This is a genomic window from Paenibacillus sp. FSL R7-0345 (assembly GCF_038595055.1).
Taxonomy (GTDB): domain Bacteria; phylum Bacillota; class Bacilli; order Paenibacillales; family Paenibacillaceae; genus Paenibacillus_AQ.
This window is the reverse complement of sequence record NZ_CP152002.1, coordinates 6,216,115-6,236,399: the sequence shown is the minus strand read 5'-3', so window position 1 is coordinate 6,236,399 and position 20,285 is coordinate 6,216,115. Positions and strand designations below refer to the sequence as shown.

Annotated in this window: 14 protein-coding genes and 1 other annotated feature; of the genes, 9 read left to right on the top strand and 5 right to left on the bottom strand. The window is 54.1% G+C overall.

What is annotated here, in order from left to right; all coding sequences use genetic code 11:
* Nucleotides 1-71: 71 nt before the first annotated feature.
* Nucleotides 72-1,775 carry a peptidase G2 autoproteolytic cleavage domain-containing protein gene (locus tag NST84_RS26965; RefSeq protein ID WP_342563139.1) on the top strand — a complete coding sequence of 568 codons (1,704 nt, stop codon included), beginning with the start codon at nt 72-74 and terminating at the stop codon, nt 1,773-1,775.
* A gap of 725 nt (nt 1,776-2,500) precedes the next feature.
* Nucleotides 2,501-3,841, top strand: coding sequence for an arsenic transporter (locus tag NST84_RS26960; RefSeq protein ID WP_342563138.1), 1,341 nt, complete (start codon nt 2,501-2,503; stop codon nt 3,839-3,841).
* A gap of 84 nt (nt 3,842-3,925) precedes the next feature.
* Here NST84_RS26960 and NST84_RS26955 read toward each other — a convergent pair whose 3' ends face one another.
* Nucleotides 3,926-5,125 carry an oxalate decarboxylase family bicupin gene (locus tag NST84_RS26955; protein ID WP_342563137.1) on the bottom strand — a complete coding sequence of 400 codons (1,200 nt, stop codon included), beginning with the start codon at nt 5,123-5,125 and terminating at the stop codon, nt 3,926-3,928.
* Nucleotides 5,126-5,320: 195 nt separating this feature from the next.
* Here NST84_RS26955 and NST84_RS26950 point away from each other — a divergent pair, with 195 nt between their 5' ends.
* The 3 genes from NST84_RS26950 (at nt 5,321) to NST84_RS26940 (ending at nt 9,639) form a co-directional block, all read left to right on the top strand.
* Entirely contained in the window at nt 5,321-6,877 is a 1,557-nt protein-coding gene (locus NST84_RS26950; protein WP_342566533.1) for a tetratricopeptide repeat protein, read from the top strand.
* Nucleotides 6,878-6,924: 47 nt separating this feature from the next.
* Nucleotides 6,925-7,194, top strand: a binding site (T-box leader).
* An 89-nt stretch (nt 7,195-7,283) separates the two neighbouring features.
* Entirely contained in the window at nt 7,284-9,005 is a 1,722-nt protein-coding gene (locus NST84_RS26945) for a glutamine--tRNA ligase/YqeY domain fusion protein (RefSeq protein ID WP_342563136.1), read from the top strand.
* 433 nt (nt 9,006-9,438) lie between these two features.
* Nucleotides 9,439-9,639 carry a hypothetical protein gene (locus NST84_RS26940; protein ID WP_342563135.1) on the top strand — a complete coding sequence of 67 codons (201 nt, stop codon included), beginning with the start codon at nt 9,439-9,441 and terminating at the stop codon, nt 9,637-9,639.
* Between the two features lie 130 nt (nt 9,640-9,769).
* Here the strand turns inward: NST84_RS26940 and NST84_RS26935 are convergent, their stop codons facing one another.
* Complete coding sequence (locus tag NST84_RS26935) at nt 9,770-10,708, bottom strand: NADP-dependent oxidoreductase (RefSeq protein ID WP_342563134.1); 939 nt, start codon at nt 10,706-10,708, stop codon at nt 9,770-9,772.
* Nucleotides 10,709-10,830: 122 nt separating this feature from the next.
* Between NST84_RS26935 and NST84_RS26930 the strand changes: the two genes are divergently transcribed.
* Nucleotides 10,831-11,724, top strand: a complete 894-nt coding sequence (locus tag NST84_RS26930) for a hypothetical protein (RefSeq protein WP_342563133.1) — start codon at nt 10,831-10,833, stop codon at nt 11,722-11,724.
* Nucleotides 11,725-11,986: 262 nt separating this feature from the next.
* A complete protein-coding gene (locus NST84_RS26925; protein ID WP_342563132.1) occupies nt 11,987-13,282 on the top strand; it encodes an Nramp family divalent metal transporter in 1,296 nt (431 codons plus the stop codon).
* A gap of 73 nt (nt 13,283-13,355) precedes the next feature.
* Here NST84_RS26925 and NST84_RS26920 read toward each other — a convergent pair whose 3' ends face one another.
* The 3 genes from NST84_RS26920 to NST84_RS26910 form a co-directional block, all read right to left on the bottom strand.
* Complete coding sequence (locus NST84_RS26920) at nt 13,356-14,663, bottom strand: extracellular solute-binding protein (protein ID WP_342563131.1); 1,308 nt, start codon at nt 14,661-14,663, stop codon at nt 13,356-13,358.
* Nucleotides 14,664-14,783: 120 nt separating this feature from the next.
* Nucleotides 14,784-15,620: a carbohydrate ABC transporter permease gene (locus tag NST84_RS26915; RefSeq protein ID WP_342563130.1), complete on the bottom strand. Its 837-nt coding sequence runs from the start codon at nt 15,618-15,620 to the stop codon at nt 14,784-14,786.
* Nucleotides 15,620-16,510 (bottom strand): sugar ABC transporter permease, encoded by an 891-nt coding sequence (locus tag NST84_RS26910; protein ID WP_342563129.1) that lies wholly within the window; start codon nt 16,508-16,510, stop codon nt 15,620-15,622. Before NST84_RS26910 ends, NST84_RS26915 begins: the two co-directional genes overlap by 1 nt.
* 355 nt (nt 16,511-16,865) lie before the next feature.
* Here NST84_RS26910 and NST84_RS26905 point away from each other — a divergent pair, with 355 nt between their 5' ends.
* Nucleotides 16,866-18,728 (top strand): sensor histidine kinase, encoded by a 1,863-nt coding sequence (locus NST84_RS26905; RefSeq protein WP_342563128.1) that lies wholly within the window; start codon nt 16,866-16,868, stop codon nt 18,726-18,728.
* On the top strand, nt 18,706-20,274 hold the full coding sequence (locus NST84_RS26900; protein ID WP_342563127.1) for a response regulator: 1,569 nt from the start codon (nt 18,706-18,708) through the stop codon (nt 20,272-20,274). The genes NST84_RS26905 and NST84_RS26900 overlap by 23 nt, the downstream gene beginning before the upstream one ends.
* Nucleotides 20,275-20,285 lie beyond the last annotated feature (11 nt).

The window sequence follows — 20,285 nt, the reverse complement described above, 5'->3', positions numbered from 1 at the left end:
CCGTTCTGCCGTTACTGCTCTCCGCTGTGGGACATAGTTTATTGTAATACGGACGAAAGCGGTGATCTGGAATGGGGGAAGGGATTGGTAACACGGCGAGCGGCTTCGCTGCCCATGCCGAAGGATTGAACACGACTGCGAGCGGTGCAGCCGCTCACTCGGAAGGGTTTTCTACGGTTGCCAGCGGAAATAGCTCCCACGCAGAGGGAAGTACTGCCGTAGCGAGTGCAAGCGCGTCTCATGCCGAGGGCTATCTTACACAGGCAACGAATGATACGGCCCATGCCGAAGGCACTTCAACAACAGCCAGCGGAGTGGCTTCTCACGCTGAGGGATATATGACCCATGCAATGGGGGAAAGCACGCACACAGAGGGTTCAATGACGCTGGCAGCCGGAGCAGAAGCCCACGCCGAAGGCAATGCTACACAGGCGTGGGGAGACTATTCACATACGGAAGGTCTCCGTACATCGACTCAGGCCGGTGCAGCAAGTGCCCACGCCGAAGGAGAAGGGAACTCGGCGGCCGGAAGGGCTTCGCATGCGGAAGGCGGCGGCGCCGACCAGCAGGGTAATCCGGCGCCTAACTTTGCCAGCGGCGCCGGCTCTCACGCAGAGGGGGTTGGCACAACCTCGCTCGGCTTTGCTTCGCATGCGGAGGGAGGTACCTCCGATGTAACGGCTGCGGCGGGGCCGGTGGCACAGGGCGACTTCTCACATGCCGAGGGGCAGAGCACATCGGCCAGCGGGACGGCGGCCCATGCCGAAGGCTTCCGGACGATTGCCAGCGGAAATCTCGGCTCGCATGCCGAAGGGCAGAACACAACAGCCAGCGGCACAGCCACTCACGCCGAAGGCTTTCAGACGACAGCCAGCGGCCCGTCGGCCCATGCGGAGGGCGCTAACTCTGTAGCCAGCGGTGCCTTTAGCCATGCCGAAGGCGTGAGTACACTGGCCAGCGGCGCCTATGCCCATGCCGAAGGTGCAGATACTACGGCTGACGGGCAAGCGTCGCATGCCGAAGGCTTCATGACCCACGCCTTCGGGGCAAATTCCCATGCCGAAGGCGAGAATACGACCGTACTGCCCGGGCATACCGGCTCACATATTATGGGCCAGAACGGATCAACCCGGTTCGCCTATTCCTGGCATCTGGCTAACGGGCTGGCGGTAGGTCCGAGTCTTAATTCAGCGGTAATTGAAGGAGTCACAGGGAATCTTTATCTGGACGGTACTGTTATTTCCCCGGCTGCAGCCGATTATGCGGAGATGTTCGAGACCTCTGACGGGCAGGCGCTGGAGCCGGGATATTTTGTTACCTTTGATGGAGGCAGCGAGAAGATCCGCAAGGCTGGTGCAAAGGATTCCTACATTCTGGGCGTAGTAAGCGGAAGACCGGCTGTCCTGGCGGATTCCAGTGATCTGCGCTGGCACAAGCTGTTCGTCACGGATGAATGGGACCGGATCCAGTACCAGGAGGTTGAGGTCCCGGAGGTCAGGGATACAGAGGGCAACGTGGTTCGCGCCGGCTCGTCCAAAACGGAACCGGTCCTGAATCCGGAATGGAACGACGCAGAGGATTATATTCCGCGGCTGCAGCGGGATGAGTGGGTGGCAGTAGGGGTTGTCGGCAAGCTGCTTGTCCGTGATGACGGCACCTGCCAGCCGGGAGGCTACTGTATGCCGAATGACGAAGGCATTGCGACGTCAGCCGTATCCGGATACCGGGTTATGAGCCGGACACGGGATGATCAGGTGCGTATTTTTGTGCGGTAGGCCAAGGTTTTAGGCAGGGCTGTTGTGAAGTGCATTCATATAATTAGGTGAGTAGCACTTTGTATGCATATGGCCGCCGCTGCAGAGCCGTTTGATTAAGCTAAGTGGATAATCGGCAACTAGTTAAATACTAAGAATCGATGGAATTAAGTAGCGAAAATCCAACTAGATGATGGAGCGCTCAGCGTATTATTGTCAGTCACGCGCAGGTTGCCTTCCAGCATCCGCCCAAACACCAAAGCCGGACAGCTCCCCGAATTTACATCGGGAGCTGTCCGGCCTGCTGGCGTGCGATTAGGATTTATCCTTTTTTACGGCAAGCTGTACGATCATAATGACAAGGGCAAGCAGGGCGATAAGCTGGTCTGTACTCATGGTCCGATCCTCCAATCCGTAACGGCAGAATGGCTCTCGGACCGGCATCTCCCCTCCCGGAAGCTGCTTTTCGTTTCCCTATTGAAGCATATGAGCTCCTGAACGCCAATAGTACTTCATCCCATAAATAATTCATGCCGCGAGCTAGCCACAGCAAGCCTGTAATTTCCTTGAGCACCTCCGCGAAACCGCATAACGATGCGGCCCTCCATGAAGGCGTTTTGTTCGGACTGCAAGTTTGAAATAAAGTGTATTCCGGTGCCGCTGACTGCTGAATTCCCCTCTTGATTATTCCTGGTCCGCAGGATAGCATATAAGGAAATGTCTATGTTTCACAGTATTAATTTCATATGGGGAAGTGCTTGGGGCATGGCTGTCCTGAGCAGGCGGGAGGCTGGGTTGTGGTTGTTTTAGCCATTCTTATTTTTGTGGTTACACTGGTTTTTGTCATTTGGCAGCCGCGCGGCTTGTCCATTGGCTGGTCGGCTTGCGGAGGTGCGCTGCTGGCGCTGGCGGCCGGAGTAGTAAGCTTCACGGATGTGCGTGATGTAACGCTGATTGTCTGGAATGCGACGCTGGCGTTTGTGGCGATTATTCTGATCTCACTTATTCTGGACCAAATCGGCTTTTTCGAGTGGGCGGCACTGCATATGGCAGCGGCGGCCCGGGGCAATGGTACATTAATGTTCATCTACGTAATTGTGCTGGGAGCGGTGGTTTCGGCCTTTTTTGCCAATGACGGGGCTGCGCTGATTCTGACGCCGATTGTGCTTGCGATGGTTAGAGCTCTGAATTTTGATGAGAAAAAAGTATTTCCGTTCATCATCGCCAGCGGGTTTATCGCCGATACGACCTCGCTGCCGCTGATCGTCAGCAATCTGGTCAACATCGTGTCCGCCGATTTCTTCGGCATCACCTTTATGCAGTACGCGGGACGGATGCTGCTGCCTACCCTGTTCTCGCTGGGAGCCAGCATAGGGGTCTTGTATTTGTATTTCCGCAAAAGCATTCCAAAGCGCTACGACGCCTCACAGGTCAGGGTGCCGCGTGAAGTCATCAGGGACCAGCGGATGTTCCGGCTGTCCTGGATAGTGCTGGCGGTGCTGCTGGCCGGGTATTTTGTCAGCGAGTTTCTGAGTATCCCCGTTTCGCTGGTTGCCGGTGTGATTGCACTTCTCTTCCTGTGGATGTCCAGCCGGAGCCCGAATATCAAGACCATGGAAGTGGTCAAAGGCGCGCCGTGGGCGATTGTCTTTTTCTCAATCGGGATGTATGTCGTAGTCTACGGCCTGCGCAATGTTGGACTGACCGATGTGCTGGCTGATTTGATCAGCAGGCTGGCCGGGCACGGGCTGTTCACGGCAACGATGGGCATGGGGTTCCTGTCGGCCATTATTTCTTCCATTATGAATAACCTGCCGACCGTGCTGATCGGTGCGCTGGCGGTGGATACAGCACATGCTGCCGGGCTGATTAAGGAAGCACTGGTGTATGCCAATGTCATCGGCTCCGATCTGGGACCGAAGATTACGCCGATCGGCTCACTCGCTACCCTGCTGTGGCTGCATGTCCTGTCCTCCAAGGGCGTGAAGATATCGTGGGGTACCTATTTCAGAACAGGGATTGTCCTGACAATCCCGACTCTATTCCTCACTTTATTAGGGCTTTATCTGACATTGAAGCTATTCTAGCTTCGGCTGTCTGTTAAGAAGGCGTATATGAAAAAAAACGGTCCGGACAGGCTATGTCCGGGCCGCTATTTTTTTACAGGTAACTCAGCCCTTTTCTGCCGCTGATCCGCACCCGGGATATTTTACGACAGGCCATTTGACCTTGCGCAGGGCATCCATCACTTGAGCACCGATGTGCAGGTTGCTGCTGACCAGCTCATGCGGGGTTAAGGCCATCCACTGATTCAGGGAGACATCGGCGAACCGGTCGCTTTTGAACATTTCCAGAAACCATAACGTCTCTGTACCGGTATTCTGGATGTAGTGTCCCATGGCAAAAGGCACATAGCCGACATCCCCGGCTCTATAATTGAAGGTGCGGGCTGCGCCGTTGCCGCCGAACACCGTCATCCGGCCTTGCCCGCTCAGGTAGTATTGCCACTCGTCGTTATTCGGGTGCCAGTGCAGCTCGCGCATCGCGCGGGGCTCAATTTCGACCAGCGCGGCAGCGATGTTCCGGGAGATGGGGAAATTGGAAGAGTCGACAATCCGCACGCTGCCGCCCGGTGTTTTCAGCGGGGGCTGGGCCAGCAGCCGGTGCTTGAAGCTCAGCGGAATCTCGCCGTACGGAGACTGCACCTTCTGCCGCTCAAGCGCTTCAGGTACCTGATCCTGGTAAATGTACACCTGCTCTTTCGGTATACAGTCAAAGGCAGATTCAGGCACTCCAAAGTTAGCTGACAGCACTTCCTTTGGAGTATGGGCGAACCAGTCAGAGATGGACAGGGTGTTCAGGTCGGAGAAGCTGCCGTCGTCGAAGACCAGCAGAAATTCGCAGCCCTGCTCTAACCCCTGGATGGAATGGGGAATGCCCGGCGGGAAATACCACAGGTCACCCGGTCCGACATCGGCGATGAAATTGCGCCCGTTCTGGTCGACGGCCGTAATCCGGGCGCTGCCCAGCAGCATATAGGACCATTCCGCCTGCTGATGCCAGTGCAGCTCCCGGACGCCCCCGGGCGTCAGGCTCATATTGACTCCGGCAAGCGTTGTGGCGGCGGGAAGCTCCCGGACCGTAACCTCCCGCGACCAGCCGCCGTAGTTAAGCTGCATATGGGCATCCGAAAAGGAAAACTTCAGATTCGGAATCAGCCCGTTATCGGTGACGGGCGGGACGAACATATCAGGATTCTCCCGGTCGCGCAGCACATCGCGCGGACCCAGATCGACATTGCCGGCACCGTCATCTCTGATCGGCTGGGGGATGGGAACGGTACTCTTCAAGGAAGATTGTTCGGAATTCATAACGGCTCCTTTCCGGATGATAAGGCAGGATGTTTACTGTATATGTTCCCAAAATGCCAATTATGATTGTGATTGGCGGCAGGCAGGATGTATGATTGGGAGTAGGCAGCGGAATATGTTATATTTCGTTCATATACAAACACAGTGCAGCAGCAAGCAGGCTGCAACAATAGCAGAGAGCAGGTTCAAAACCAGATGACAACAGGTGAACAACAACGATACCGCTTCAGCGAAGCCCCGATCTGGGAGCTGCAGCGCGCTTATTATGAACAGCTTGGCATGCAGGCCTGGAAAAACGACCAGGTGCCGCAATACATTACCAGCAATCCGATGATTGGAACAGCTTATGCCGAGATGATTCTGGGCTTCCTGCAGGACCGGGCAGCCCGCGGGGAGACCAGAGAGCCGGTTATTATACTGGAGCTGGGCGCAGGTGCCGGCCGCTTTGCCTTCCATACCCTGCACAAGCTGAGCGAATTGATTCAATATGCGGGAATTACCCTGCCGCCGTTCAAGTACGTTATGAGCGATCTCCCGCTCAAAAACATCACCGGCTGGCAGCAGCATCCGCGGCTGATTCCGTTTGTCGAGCAAGGGATTCTTGACTTCGCCCGTTTCGATGCTGTAGCGGATACGGAGCTGAAGCTCGTGCATAGCGGACAGGTAATAGAGCCGGGCAGTCTTGCACAGCCGCTGCTGGTTATCGCCAACTACTTCTTTGACAGCATTCAGCAGGAGCTGCTGTATGTGGATGAGGGCAAAATTTTTGACTGCGAGGTGTCCCTGAAGTATCCGGAGCAGGCGGACACGATGACTACTTCTGAAGTGCTCAGGGATATCGTGCCGGAATATCATTACGTCCGTGCCGCCGCCTATGAGGAATTGGACTATCCGTTTCAGGAGGTAGTCTCGTTCTACCAGCATCATCTGGAGGATTCGCATATTCTGTTCCCTGCGGCGGCACTGTCCTGTATGGAGCGGCTGAACAGCCTGTCCAAGGAAGGCTTTATGCTGCTGACTGCAGATAAGGGTGATCACCGGCTGGAGAACTGGGAATTCCTCGAGCCGCCGCAGCTGATGCATCACGGCAGCATCTCGCTTACGGCTAACTATCATGCGCTGCAGTATTATTTTGAGCGGAGGGGTGCACAGACCCTGTTCACTCCGCATCATTATAAGAATCTGAACGTCGGCTGCATGCTGATGCTGAAGGACCCGGAAGCCCATGTGCAGACCCGGCTGGCTTACCGGCGGAGTGTAGAACGGTTCGGACCGGATGACTTCTTCAGCATGAAGCTGTGGATTGATAATAATTATGACTCGATGGGACTGCAGCAGATGCTGGCATTCTGGCGGCTGGGCGGCTATGATGCCGAGCTGTTCATCCAGAGCGCAGAGCGGATTTCAAGCTTATTGCCGGATGCCCATGACGAGGAGCTGCTAGATCTTCAGCTGGGGATCCGGATGATGTGGGACGGGTATTACCCGATGCCGCAAAAATACGATCTGGCCCTGGACACCGGCCTGCTGCTGTTTGAAATGGATCAGTACGGGGAGTCGCGCCGGTATCTGGAGCTGTCTCTGGCCGAGGGCGATGAGGAGCCGGTCGTGACGGTGCTCTACTGTCTGGCTATCTGCTGCTATGAGTTGGAGGATGATGCAGGCGCGCTGGAGTATACCCGGAAGGCGCTGGTTATCGAGCCGGATCATGAAGAAGCGCTTGATCTGCTGAATGCGCTCCTTGAGGGCTAACGTCCTCTTTACAGTAATAGTTTGATTTGTTATCCTATTCCCAATGAATAAACGCGATGATGAGAAGAGTAGATACGTGTAATCCTTCACAGAGAGCCCCGGACGGTGAAAAGGGGCAGGGATTGCTGTATTGAACCAAGCCTCTGAGCGGCGTATTGGAACCGGCAGCCGGGGATGGTACGACAGGAGCTCCTGTTACAGAGCTAGAGTATAAGCCTTGGTACCGCGATTCCTGCGGACAATGCCGTACTTGATGAGATTAATATGGCGACATATTAATGAACCTGGGGTGGTACCGCGAGAATCTCGTCCCCAAGACTAATCAGTCTTGGGGGTGGGGTTCTTTTTTGTTGACCAGAGAAGTTCAATAAGCGGAGATTTTACCAACTTACAGGAGGGTATACAAATGAAGGATTTATCTGCAGCAACAGGCGTGGCAGGCGCGACCCTAGATGATAAGGCAGCACCCGTTGAGAATTTTATGGAAAAGCTGATCAGGGAGGATGTGGAGATCGGAGTGTTCGGCAGGGAAATCTGCACCCGGTTTCCGCCGGAGCCCAACGGTTATCTCCATATCGGCAGCGCGTTTGCCATCCATACCAACTATGATCTGGCCCGTAAATTCGGCGGTACGTTTAATCTGCGTTTTGACGATACGAATCCCTTAAAAGAGAACATGGAATACGTGAAGGCGATCATCGAGGATCTGGAGTGGCTGGGCTGTAGTCCGGGAGAGCGGATTTATTACGGCTCTGACTATTCGGAGCAGATCTATGAAAGTGCCGTGACCCTGATCCGTAAAGGAAAAGCTTATGTCTGCGAACTGTCCCCGGAGGAAGTGACAACCTACAGGGGCACATTGACGCAGCCCGGCCTGAACAGCCCGTATCGTGACCGCCCGGTGGAGGAGAATCTGGCCTTGTTCGCCGGAATGCGGCAGGGAGATTACCCTTCTGGAGCCATGGTGCTCCGGGCCAAAATCGACATGGGCTCACCCAACATCAACCTCCGCGACCCGATTCTCTACCGGATCATTCATGCGCCGCATTACCGGACCGGGGATGAATGGTGTGTGTACCCGATGTATGATTTTGCCCATCCGATCCAGGATGCAATCGAGGGAGTGACCCATTCGCTGTGCTCGCTGGAGTTCAAGGATCACCGGCCGCTGTATGAGTGGGTGCTGAATGAACTGGATATCCCCGAGCCGCCGCGGCAAAGGGAGTTCGGCAGAGTCAACCTGACCGGAGTCGTTACCAGCAAAAGATACCTCCGTGAGCTGGTGGCCGGCGGCTATGTAGAAGGCTGGGATGATCCGCGGCTGCCGACCCTGCGCGGGCTGCGCAGACGGGGCTTTACACCGGAGAGCATCAAACGGTTTGTTACGGAAATCGGGATGGTTCGCAGCCAGTCGATGGTGGATTTTTCTTTGCTGGAGCATGTACTGAGACAGGATCTGAAGGCAAGCGCTCCTGCGGTAATGGCTGTGCTGGAACCGCTCAAGATAGTGATCACCAACTATACCGGACCGGAGACTAAGCTGCTGAGTCTGGATAACAATAGTGAGAACCCGGAGCTGGGTTCAAGAGAGGTACCTTTCAGCGGCACCCTTTACATTGAACGGGAAGACTTTATGGAGCATCCGGTGCCGGGCTTCCGCCGGCTGATTCCGGGCGGTGAAGTGCGCCTGAAGGGTGCGTATATCATCAAGTGCAACGAAGTGATCAAAGACCCGGTAACCGGGGAGATCAGCGAGCTGCGCTGCACCTATGATCCGGAGACCAGGAGCGGCAGCGCGATGAGCGGGCGGAAGGTCAAAGGAACGGTCCACTGGGTATCCGCCAGCCATGCGGTACCTGCCGAAGTGAATTTGTATGAGAAGCTGCTGAAGGTTGGCGAAGGGCCGAAGAACGAAAGCGAAGCCTGGGAGGGTGTCCTCAATCCGGATTCCGTCCGGACTTTGAACCACTGTCTGGTCGAGCCCTATGTGCTCGAAGCACTGGCGCTGGAGAGATTCCAGTTCATCCGCCACGGCTATTTTACCGCTGACAACAAGCATTGCAGCACGGAGCATCTGGTGTTCAACCGGATTGTGCCACTGAAGGACGGGTGGAAGGGGAAGAAGTAGAGCAGGATCAGTATAAATGAAGTTTGTTTGATGAAAATGGAGATGGAGTTGAGGTTGGCGCCGGGCGGTTATGAAATGTTAAGTGGTATGCAGAGAACTAGTTGGAAAAACGACACTTAAAAACACCGTATTCATCACATAAGCGTGATATGAGCCAAAATAGATGACGAAAATCCACTTAGTTCTGGTAAATCGCTAGAAAATCCGAAATTAGATAGCGAAAATCCACTTAGTTGCCGATGGTAACTGGTAATCGGTAATCGGTAAACGGTAAACGGTAAACGCTGACAGGCGGCCAGCGATCGTGACTGCGGCCGTGACAGGAAAATTTCTTTTTACAGATAAACACCAGACCAGGCTCGTAACAACATATTTTCTACACAAAAAGCCTCTATACTGGGACCAGCAACTTGAATCCTGAGGAGGCAGAACGATGAGTTGGTCCTGGCTGTTGACGCTGATTTGTCCAATGATGATGATCCTGATGATGTTCGGTATGCCCGGCGGGCATGGTCACCGCGGTCACGGCGGCCGCATGCAGCATAAGCATGTGGAGGAGCTGGAACAGGAGCTCAGCGGGCTGAAGGCGCAGAACGAACAGCTGCGTACAGATTTGCAGCGTCGTGTGCTATAAGCGGAACTTTACTGAAGGAGCGAACAACGGGAGGCAGGCGCTGAGTCTGTCTCCCGTTGTTTGCGTGCCAAAAGGTACATAAACCAGGCCGCCGCACGAGATTTCCCCGGGCGGGTACCGGGATTGAAGCTCACCGGCTCCAGGAGATCAGCAGCTGGCCCTGTTTGCCTCCGGCTTCATTGTTCCGGTGGGCTTCTGCCACACCCTCGGCAGTGAACGGAAAGATCCTATCCACATGGACTTTAAGCTTGTGCTCCTGCACGCTGTGTATGAGAGAGGACCAGCCGGCGGAATCGGGCACAGCTTGGACAAACAGATTTTCGATCCCGCGGATCACCGGATTGTGCCTGACAGCCGGAGACACGAGCGACAGGTACTTACCGCCATCCTTTAGCACAGCGTAGCTTTTGCTTTCCGTAACGCCTCCATCCCGGACCATATCAAGCACAAGATCGACCGGCCGGGTCACCTCCGCAAAATCCGCAGTCAGATAGTCGATTACTTCATCGGCTCCCAGCCCCCGGACAAATTCCAGATTCCCGGTGCGTGCTGTAGCTGTGACATGAGCTCCGTGCTGTTTGGCTAGTTGCACCGCGAGATGTCCTACCGCTCCCGCACCGGCATGAATGAGGACCCGCTCTCCGGCCTGTACATTTCCGTAACGGAACAGGGCCTGCCATGCAGTCAAGCCTACGCCGGACAATGACGCTGTCTCCCCGAAGGTAAGGTTTTCAGGAATAACGGCCAATGAATGCTCATTCACTGCAACATAGTCGGCATAAGCCCCGCCAGTAAAAGTAAATCCAATCACGCGGTCGCCCGGCTTGACCCGGGTTACCCTTTTGCCGGTATCTTGCACTACGCCTCCGATCTCCACACCAAGAATATGCGGAAACCGTACCGGGAGCAAATCCCGGAAAGCGCCGGAACGAATCAGCTGATCTCCCGAATTGACTGTGGTTACGTGCATTTCAACAAGAACCTCATGATCCTGCAAGGCTGGCCTGGCTACTTCCTGCTCATGGAGGACACCGGCACTTCCGTAATCTGACATGACTATAGCTTTCATAGTTCCTCCTTCTTTTATATAAAGATATGAATTGCGCTTCACGGGACATATAATAATAGACGGCAATGATGAGCCCAAGTGCAGAACTGCACTTGTGTAATGAAAGAAATGGGGGAAGCGGTATGAGTGCAGGCAAGGGTTTGCAGAAAAAAATGCTGAAAGCTGCACTGGGAGAAATCGAATCGCTTCGCATAAAGCGCCAGCGTAAATATAGCCTGGATCCCCATCCCGTCTTAAAAAGATTCACACAGCAGGAATTAAACGACGAGTCCTGTCTGACCTATAAAAATCTGCTGGTCGGCCGCTCACAACGCTTGCCTGACCGCGAAACGATGCTGCGCATAGCAGAATACCTTGAATGCACCTTTGATGAGCGTAATGAACTGCTTGCAGCAGCAGGTTATCTTCCCGTTCAGCCTGATATGCAGGGGGAACTGGTGGAACAGGAATTGGGGAGAGCGCGGCAGCTGCTGAATACGCTCGGTATACCGGCAATGCTTGTAGCACCAACTCTGGACATTAAGGGAGCCAATGAGCTGTTTACGGATCTGTTTGATTTATCACCTGAGGCCATCTCCGCGAATGAGATCAATCTGATGGATTTTCATTTCAGCGCTGAACTGCCTGTCCGCTCCCGTGCCACCTTTAATACAGAAGCGTTTGCGCAGTGGGAAGCACATGCGATTAACGGTTTGCATGCGTTCAGGCGGAATCATCTGCTGTCCCGGTATGACGGCTGGTATCAGAACCTGCTGCAGAGACTGCATCAGCATGGCGGGGAACAGTATTGGGGGATGAGAAATGATGACCCCAAGCAGGGAGAGCCTTTATATAGAACCGTACTTGCCAGAGTAAAAGATACGAGTGATCTTATGCCGATCCGTTACAAGCAGATGTATCTTTCGGCTGGCAGCGGTCTGTTTCCGGGGATCGGAGTCTTTTTGCCGGTTGATGAAGCTGCACGTCATGTATTCGCATCTATAGGAAGTTCTGTTGATCACAGCCGGCTCATTTGAGCCGGCTGATTTGATTGTAACGCCCCGATTCGCGTTAATTGTATCTGTGTGTGCAACAGGAAAGAGAACCATGAAAATTACATTTACTTTTTTCAATATGGGTAATATAATGATTGTAAAGTAAAAGTTGCATCAGGGAAACTTAAGTGCGTGTAGACAAATTTTCGGTGCGAAGACAACATTTCGTTTATATAATAAACTTTTCGCATATATAAAAAATTCGTGTATATAGACAACATTTCAGTTGTAAGGAGGGTTCAGCATGATTGATCAGACAGCGGTGGAGACACCCAAAGCCATAAAGGTTAGACAGAACAAGATTTCGGCACAGGCCGTTTTAAACGGGGATGTAAAAGGGTTGAAGCGGCTGCTTCCGTTTCTGGGCCCGGCTTTTATTGCTTCAGTAGCGTACCTGGACCCGGGCAATTTTGCCACTAATATTACTGCGGGCTCGAAATACGGTTACCTGCTCCTGTGGGTAATCGCCGCTTCGAATCTGATGGCTGTGCTGATCCAGGCGTTATCCGCCAAGCTCGGTATTGCAACAGGCAAGAACCTGCCGGAGGTGGCGCGGGAGCAGTTTCCGAAGGGGGCAGCGATCTTTTTATGGATTCAGAGTGAGCTTGTTATTATCGCTACGGATCTGGCAGAGTTTATCGGGGCGGCACTCGGACTATATTTACTATTCGGAATTCCGATGCTGCCGGCTGCACTCATTACGGCTGTAGGCTCATTCGCTATACTTGAGCTGCAGCGGCGCGGTTACCGCAGTCTGGAGGCCGGGATTGCCTCAATGGTGATGGTCGTGGTCTTAGCCTTTGCCTTCCAGGTCATTATGGCGAAGCCGGATGCCGGGGCAGTAGTGGCGGGGATTTTCACCCCGGCGTTTCAGGGAGTGGACAGCGTGCTGCTGGCCGCAGGTATTCTCGGCGCAACCGTTATGCCGCACGCGATTTATCTCCATTCCTCGCTGACCCAGAGCCGGGTGGTCGGGGTGGATGAGAAGCAGAAGAAACAGATTTTTAAATGGGAAATGATCGATATTGTCATTGCGATGGTGATCGCAGGGGCTGTAAATATGGCCATGGTCATTGTAGCGGCAGCCTTGTTCTTCAAAAATGGGCTGGTGGTCGAAGATCTGGATGTCGCGTTCGAGCAATTCAGCAATCTGGCCGGACCGGTTACGGCTATTGCCTTCGGCCTGGGCCTGCTGATCGCCGGTTTATCCAGCTCCTCTGTCGGCACAATGGCCGGAGATGTGGTTATGCAGGGCTTCATTAACAAAAGAATCAACCTGTATCTGCGACGGGCGATTACGATCATTCCACCGCTGGCGATCATCGCTTTCGGCATCAACGCCACCAGCGCGCTGGTCATGAGCCAGGTTGTGCTGTCGTTCGGGATTGCTTTTGCACTTATTCCGCTGGTTATCTTCACCAGCAACCGCAAGATTATGCACGGGCTGGTTAACCGCAGAATAACAACGATCCTCGGCTGGATGATCTCCGCGCTGGTTGTAGCACTGAACCTGTTCCTGATTGTGGAGATGTTCGTCTAATATAGCAGGCACAAAAAAGCATCTTCAATCCCGCTTTGGCGGTTTTGAAGGTGCTTTTACATAACCCGGTGATCTATTGCTTCACAATATCCTGCACTGCTTTATCCAGCTTCTCCAGCAGCTGGCCGCGGTCGATCTGCTCGCCGAGGTATTCCTGCATGGCAGCGCCGAAGCCCTGGGTTACGCCGTCAGGGAACATATCCCAGTTCCAGCCGAGTGCGGTAGCTGATTTCTCCTGCACGGCAACGGCAACCTGGCCGATGTCAGCAGCGTCAGCTGCGATGTTCGTTTCTGCCGGAATGAATTTGAATTCCTTGGTCAGGTATTTCTGGCCGGTTTCGGAGGTGACAAGCCAGTTCAGGAAGGCTTTAGCTTCTTCCGGATGCGCGGATTTGCTGTTCACGATATAGTTGTTCGGCACGCCGACGAGGATCGTACCTTCCTCATCGCTGATTGGCAGCGGGAGGAGGCCGAGGTTCAGCGCCGGATCGATTTTGTCGATGTCGCCCTGGGTCCAGTTACCCTGCAGCATCATGGCCGCTTTGCCGGAGGCGAATTCGGCAACCTGTGTAGCATAATCGGTTGTCATTTTGTTATCCTGGGCGTTGTCGAAGATCACATCCACGAGATCCAGCCACTGCTCGAATACGGCATTGCCTTTGATCGTTTGTGTACCGGCTTTGACATCCTCGATAAATTGCTTCGGATCAGGCTGGTGGGCCAGGCCTACGTTCACCAGGTGAATCCCCATCGACCACCACTCATTGGTAGCTTCAAAAGGAGTGATTCCGGCAGCCTTGAGCTTGGCGGCAGTGTCTTTAAGCTGGGTCAGCGTTTTAGGCTCCTCGGTAATGCCGGCCTGCTCAAACAGATCCTTGTTATAAATAAGTCCGTAACCCTCAACGTTCATCGGCATCCCATACAGCTTGCCGTCAACGGTGGCCGGAGCTTTAGAGGTTGGAATCAGATTGGCCGCCCAAGGCTGGTCGGACAAGTCGGTAGCGCGGTCCATGTAAGGGACCAGGGCAGTATAGCCGCCGTTGTTGAAGATTTCCGGTTCAGATCCGGAAGCGATTTCAGCTTTTAGCAGAGCGCCGTAGTCTTCACCACCGCCATGTGTCTCCACTTCAACCTTCACGCCGGTTTCCTTCTCATATTCTTCGGCCAGTGCATTCAGCTGCTCGGCAATTTCAACCTTGAACTGGAACATTTTGATCGTCACATCTTTGGCGGGAGCCGCCGTAGCCTCAACAGCAGCATTCTCTTTTGGAGTATTGGTTGCAGCTCCGCCATTGCCGGCATTATTGCTGCTGTTGTTGCCGCACCCTGCTACAATCAAAGTGCAAACGGTTGCCATAATCAACGCAAGCTTTCTTTTCATAGAATAACCTCCCTGGTCTGTGGTTCCTGCAATTAGATCGTATAGCATCACGATGATCACTTACACTTAATATTTTGCTCGAAAAAGTGGATATTGTTGCAGCACCGGTTATGCACGCGGTTACCCCTTAACAGAGCCGGCGGTGACACCTTCCACAATATAACGCTGCAGCGACAGGAAGAACAGCAGAATCGGCGTAATCGCCATCACCAGTCCCGCAAGCGCAAGATCCCACTTCTTCGTGTACTGCCCGAAAAATTTAGTAACGGCCACCGGCAGGGTAGTCAAATCTTTATTTCCCCCGATCACCAGCACCGGCAGCAGATAGTCGTTCCAGATCCATAGCGTATTGAGAATAATGACGGTAACAATAATCGGCAGCAGGAGCGGGAACACAATCCGGAAGAACACGCCGTAAGGGTTGGAGCCGTCGACCCGGGCAGCTTCTTCAAGCTCATAAGGGACACTTTTGATAAAACCGTGGAACAGGAAGACCGACAGCGGCATCCCGAAGCCGAGATAACAGGCCACAATGCCGTACAGCTCGCCGCGCAGCTCCAGTATACTGGTCACCCGGACCAGCTGCAGCATCAGAGACTGAAAGGGAATAATCATCGCCGACACCAGCAGCAGGAACACAAAATTATTGAACCGTGACGGTTTTCTGACAATCTGGTACGCCGCCATGGAGCTGAACAGCACGATGAAGATGACGCTCAGTACGGTAATCGATAAAGAATTCCAGAACGCCTGCGGAAAATCAATTGCATCCCACACCTTGGCATAATTATCCCAGTGGTAGACGGCAGGGAAGGAGGCGGCATCGAGCAGGATTTCCTTGAGGCTTTTGACGGAGTTGCTCAGCACCAGGTAGAACGGCGACAGGAAGACGATGGCCAGAAGGATGGCGGCAATCTCCAAAATGAAATTTTTCGGGCGGTAGCTGCTTGTGTCCATTAGGCCGACACCTCTTTCCGTTTAGTGATCCATACCTGGGTGACTGTAATCAGTGACACCGCAGCGAAAAAGAGCAGTGCCTTGGCGGTGCCCAGCCCGTAACGGTTGTTAATCAGCGCCTCCGCGTAAATGTTATAGGCCAGCGACTGGGTTGAGGTTCCCGGCCCGCCTTTGGTCAGCGACAGGTTGAGGTCGAACATTTTGAAGGCATTGGAGGTGGTCAGGAACAGACAGATCGTGATAGCAGGCATGATCAAAGGTACGTAGACACTTCTGAACAGCTGCGGGGCACGGGCGCCGTCAATCTTGGCTGCTTCGATCAGATCTTTTGGAATTCCGGCCAAAGCCGCGATATAGATAACCATCATATAGCCGGCAGTCTGCCAGACGAACACGATGACAAGTCCCCAGAAGCCGGTGCCTGGTGTACCCAGCCAAGGAAGCTGGAAGAACGAAATACCGGTAATTTCTCCGATAGTGGCGAAGCCTTTGGTGAAAATAAACTGCCAGATGTACCCGAGCAGAATACCGCCGATCACGTTAGGCATGAAAAAGATCGTCCGCAGCACCTTTTTGGTCTTCAGTGTGGTCATCAGGATAAAGGCCAGCAGCAGCGCAAGCGCATTGGCAGCCACTACGGAGACAACCGTGAAGCGCAGGGTGAACAGCAGGGATTCCCAGAACTTATCGTCATTCATAAAAATCCGTTTCCAGTTGGCCGCGCCGGTCCAGACCGCTTTGTCCAGATCAAGCCCGTTCCAGTCCGTGGAAGAGTAGTAGAAGCCGAGGAAGAAGGGCGTGACCACAATGGTCAGGAAAAAGAGCAGGCAGGGTCCGAGGAACACCATTTGCTGGCCCCAGCCTTTTTGAAGCCGCAGCGTTTTTCTCATAGGGAATCTCCTTTTGTGTAGTTATTCTACAGGTTCATGGCTTCATTATAGAAAGCCCCCGGCTCCCCCAACACTCAATTTGATGCTTAGAAAAGTGGATTATATTGCAGCGTGCCTGAGAGGCGGCGGAAAAAATTCATAGTAGCGCTGCGCACGAAACTCGGTGTATGCTGTCGTTGCAAAGATTGTATCCATTTAAATGATAGCGTTCACAATAGAAAGCGGATGCCCGAACTCTTATCAGGAGGCCCACATGTTCAAAGATAAGAAAGTATATACTTCACGCAATCCTTTATCCTTATCTTTCTCGCAGAAACGGATACCGTCCTGTTTAGGACGGCGTAGCCGTTTCTACTTGAAAAACAGTATCCGTACCCGGCTGATGGCGCTCGTGCTGCTGGCCTCCGTGATTCCGTCGGGAATCTCGGTTACGTTCTCTTATCTCTATACCAAGCAGTCGGTGACCGAGCAGTCCGTAAAACAGAATACGAAGCTGCTCACCCTCGGCGAAGGCAATCTCAGCAGCTATTTCAACGGGATGAATCAGCGGGCGATGTCGCTGTACAGCGGAATCAATGTGCCGAGCTCCTTTTATACGACACTGCTTACGGCCAAGGACCCGGCTGATCTGCCGGCAGGTACGGCTGCGCCGGATACCCGGGCGGTCATTTCAACCCAGCTGTACAACCTGTTTCTCTCAGACCAGAATACGTTTCAGATTCACCTGTACGTGAGAGCGCCGAAGCAGTCCAATCTGCTGCTCGGCGGGCTGTTCCGCCGTGAAGCGGATACCTTTGTCCCTTCGGCCGTTCCGGGCGGAACCTACCGGCCGTTTATCGAGGTGACCCACATGGATCACCAGTACGGGATGAAATCCGGCTTTCCGAATTTGAAATCGGGCACGGTGCCGGTGTTCACGGCCCATTTTCCGCTCTACCGGGCGCCCAGCGCCGAGGTGCTGGCCGATCTGTCGGTCGACTTCCGGCTGGATGAGCTGGAGGGGATCGTCAGGTCGATGTACAATTCGGACACGGAGCGGCTGTATGTGCTGAATGAACAGGGAGAGGCGCTGTTTTCTTCTGATCCGGAATGGATCGGGGAGCGGGTGACAGCAGGCTGGAGCCGGCTGCCGGAAGCTAGTGAGAGCGGCCATTTCAGCTGGAAAAAGGACGGGTTCGCTGGGATTGTAATGTACCGGCATATCGATGCCCCTTTGTTTAAAGGGAGCATTATCAAGCTGGTGCCATACGGCGATTTGTACGCTGATGCCCGGATCATCACCCGGTTCAATGCCGGTATAGGTGTACTTTTTCTAATTTTGGGCGGGATTGTTGCAGTCGTCATCTCCATCGGCTTCACAAGACCGATCAAGAAGCTGATTGCCTTCACCCAAAAGGTGCAGATCGGCCAGCTGGATGCCCATATGGAAGCCGAGAGCGAGGATGAATTTGGGCTGCTGACCCGCAAAATTACCGGCATGACCCGCACGATTAATGACCTGATTCTCAAGGAATATAAGCTGGAGCTGGCCAATAAAACGAATCAGCTCAAAGCACTGCAGGCCCAGGTTAATCCGCATTTTCTGTACAATGCCCTGCAGTCGATTGCCAGTCTGTCCCTGCGCTATAATGCGCCGAAGGTGTACGATCTCATCTACTCACTCGGCAGCATGATGCGTTATTCCATGAATACGGAACGGACGCAGGTTCCGCTGCGGGATGAGCTGGAGCATGTGCAGAACTATGTTATTCTGCAGACTGAACGCTTCGGCGAAGAAAATCTGCGGCTGGATATCGATACCGATGAGGCTGCCTCTGGCATTACTGTGCCGAAGATGATTTTGCAGCCGATCGTGGAGAACATCTTCAAGCACGGGTTCGCGGATGGAATCCGTGAAGCCGTGATTACGGTTTCCTGCACGCTTGATAAGCAGGACAGACTGATTCTTGCCGTTAAGGATAACGGTAAAGGGATACCGGAGGCGAGGCTGGCGGAAATCGCTGCCGGACTTGCGCACACCGGCAAGGCCGGGCACGAAGAGATCGGCCTGGCCAACGTGCTGGCCCGGCTGCGGCTGCAGATGAGCGGAGAGACGGAGCTGCTGCTGCGCAGCGAAGAGGGACAAGGGGTTACGGTTACACTGATCATTCCTCTGGAGAACCAGACCCATCACATAGACAAAGGAGCGGCAGACGATGAAGGTACTGATCGTAGATGATGAGAAGCATGTGCGGGAAGCAATCCGCTATTTTGTACCGTGGGAGAAGCATCAGATTGCCGGTATCTTTGAGGCGACGAACGGGCAGGAAGCGATGCAGATTATGCGCGAGGAGCAGCCGGCGGTTGTATTCACCGATATGCGGATGCCGCTGATGGACGGTGCGGAGCTGCTGGAATGGCTGCACGGCCATTATCCCGAGACGAAGACGATTGTCATCAGCGGCTATCAGGATTTCAACTATGTGAAGCCGGCGATTGTCTACGGCGGGACGGATTACCTGCTTAAGCCGCTCAACAGCCGGCAGCTGATTGCCGCAGCGGAGCATGCCTTCAAGCTGTGGCGGGAGGAGGAGGCTGAGCGGCAGCAGACCCGGCACCGGAATATACAGCTGAATATGCTGCGGCCGCTCTACTGGGATAAAATGCTCTCGGATCTGGCGGCGGGTCATGCGTCCTTTAAGGAGCTGAAGCCTGCACTGTGCGAGGAGCTGGGCATGCCGGAGCATGCAGCCGGCTGCCGGGCAGCCGTTATCTCGCTGCAGCAGAGCGACTGCCGGCTGCTGCAGCGGTTCCATGGTGATGTAGGACTGACCTCCTTTGTGCTGGCGAATGTCTGCAATGAGGTCATTACCGCAGAGCGGAGCGGGTTCGCCTTCCGCAGCTGGCAGGGAGGTGCAGATATTGTGATGCTGTTCTGGGCTGACGTGCCGGAAGCGGAAGCACAGCTGCAGCGCATCAATGAGTCGATTAGACAGGTGTACGGAGTACAAATGGATATCGGGCTTAGCGGTGTTTGTCCTTTTCCGGAAGGTTTGCAGTCTGCCTGCCGGCAGGCACGGGAAGGGCTGAATGAACGGAATCTGCTGCAGCGGGACGGACGGATTCACCTGTACAGGGAGCAGCAGGAAGATAGTAGGTCTAAAAAAGACTACGTCCTTGAGACGCTGCCGGATAAGCTCGGAATAGCTGTGTTGTCCGGAGATCTGGAACGGATGGAGCGGGTCATAAGGGAATGGGGCGACCGGCTCGGGGGGCTGCCTGTGCTTACAGAGAGCAGCCTTATGCAGCAGCAGGAGGCGATCTGTGCCGTTCTGCAGCGCTGGCGGCCGGAAGCGGAAATCGTGATAGAGTCCTGCTACGATGCAGAAGGGCTTTTCTCCGCAGGGAACTGGCAGAAGCAGCTGAAGGCGCTGCTGCAGTGCCTGGCCCAGGGAAGCGCACAGACCCCGGACAGCCGGCTTGTGCAGGACATCCGCGAGTATCTGGAGCAGAATTACGCCAGGGATATGACACTGCAGCATATTGCCGAGCGCTTCTTCATCAGCCGTGAGAATGTATCGCGCAAGTTCAAGCAGATCAGCGGTGAGAACCTGTCGGACTATTTAACAGGCTTACGGATCGGCAAGGCCAAGACGCTGCTGCACAATACGAGCCTGCGGCTGTCGCAGATTTCCGAGCTGGTCGGCTATGAGGATGAGAAGTATTTCAGCCGGGTCTTTAAAAAAGCCACCGGTTTGACGCCGCGGGAATACCGCAAGCAGTGAGCTGCTTGCGG

What these genes read in the sequence shown, in the direction of transcription:
- NST84_RS26930 (WP_342563133.1), top strand. Translation starts at nt 10,831, where the DNA reads ATGAGTGCAGGCAAGGGTTTGCAGAAAAAAATGCTGAAAGCTGCACTG.
- NST84_RS26950 (WP_342566533.1), top strand. Translation starts at nt 5,321, where the DNA reads ATGACAACAGGTGAACAACAACGATACCGCTTCAGCGAAGCCCCGATC.
- NST84_RS26955 (WP_342563137.1), bottom strand. Translation starts at nt 5,125, where the DNA reads ATGAATTCCGAACAATCTTCCTTGAAGAGTACCGTTCCCATCCCCCAG.
- NST84_RS26900 (WP_342563127.1), top strand. Translation starts at nt 18,706, where the DNA reads ATGAAGGTACTGATCGTAGATGATGAGAAGCATGTGCGGGAAGCAATC.
- NST84_RS26935 (WP_342563134.1), bottom strand. Translation starts at nt 10,708, where the DNA reads ATGAAAGCTATAGTCATGTCAGATTACGGAAGTGCCGGTGTCCTCCAT.
- NST84_RS26960 (WP_342563138.1), top strand. Translation starts at nt 2,501, where the DNA reads ATGGGGAAGTGCTTGGGGCATGGCTGTCCTGAGCAGGCGGGAGGCTGG.
- NST84_RS26940 (WP_342563135.1), top strand. Translation starts at nt 9,439, where the DNA reads ATGAGTTGGTCCTGGCTGTTGACGCTGATTTGTCCAATGATGATGATC.
- NST84_RS26910 (WP_342563129.1), bottom strand. Translation starts at nt 16,510, where the DNA reads ATGAGAAAAACGCTGCGGCTTCAAAAAGGCTGGGGCCAGCAAATGGTG.
- NST84_RS26915 (WP_342563130.1), bottom strand. Translation starts at nt 15,620, where the DNA reads ATGGACACAAGCAGCTACCGCCCGAAAAATTTCATTTTGGAGATTGCC.
- NST84_RS26945 (WP_342563136.1), top strand. Translation starts at nt 7,284, where the DNA reads ATGAAGGATTTATCTGCAGCAACAGGCGTGGCAGGCGCGACCCTAGAT.
- NST84_RS26920 (WP_342563131.1), bottom strand. Translation starts at nt 14,663, where the DNA reads ATGAAAAGAAAGCTTGCGTTGATTATGGCAACCGTTTGCACTTTGATT.
- NST84_RS26925 (WP_342563132.1), top strand. Translation starts at nt 11,987, where the DNA reads ATGATTGATCAGACAGCGGTGGAGACACCCAAAGCCATAAAGGTTAGA.
- NST84_RS26965 (WP_342563139.1), top strand. Translation starts at nt 72, where the DNA reads ATGGGGGAAGGGATTGGTAACACGGCGAGCGGCTTCGCTGCCCATGCC.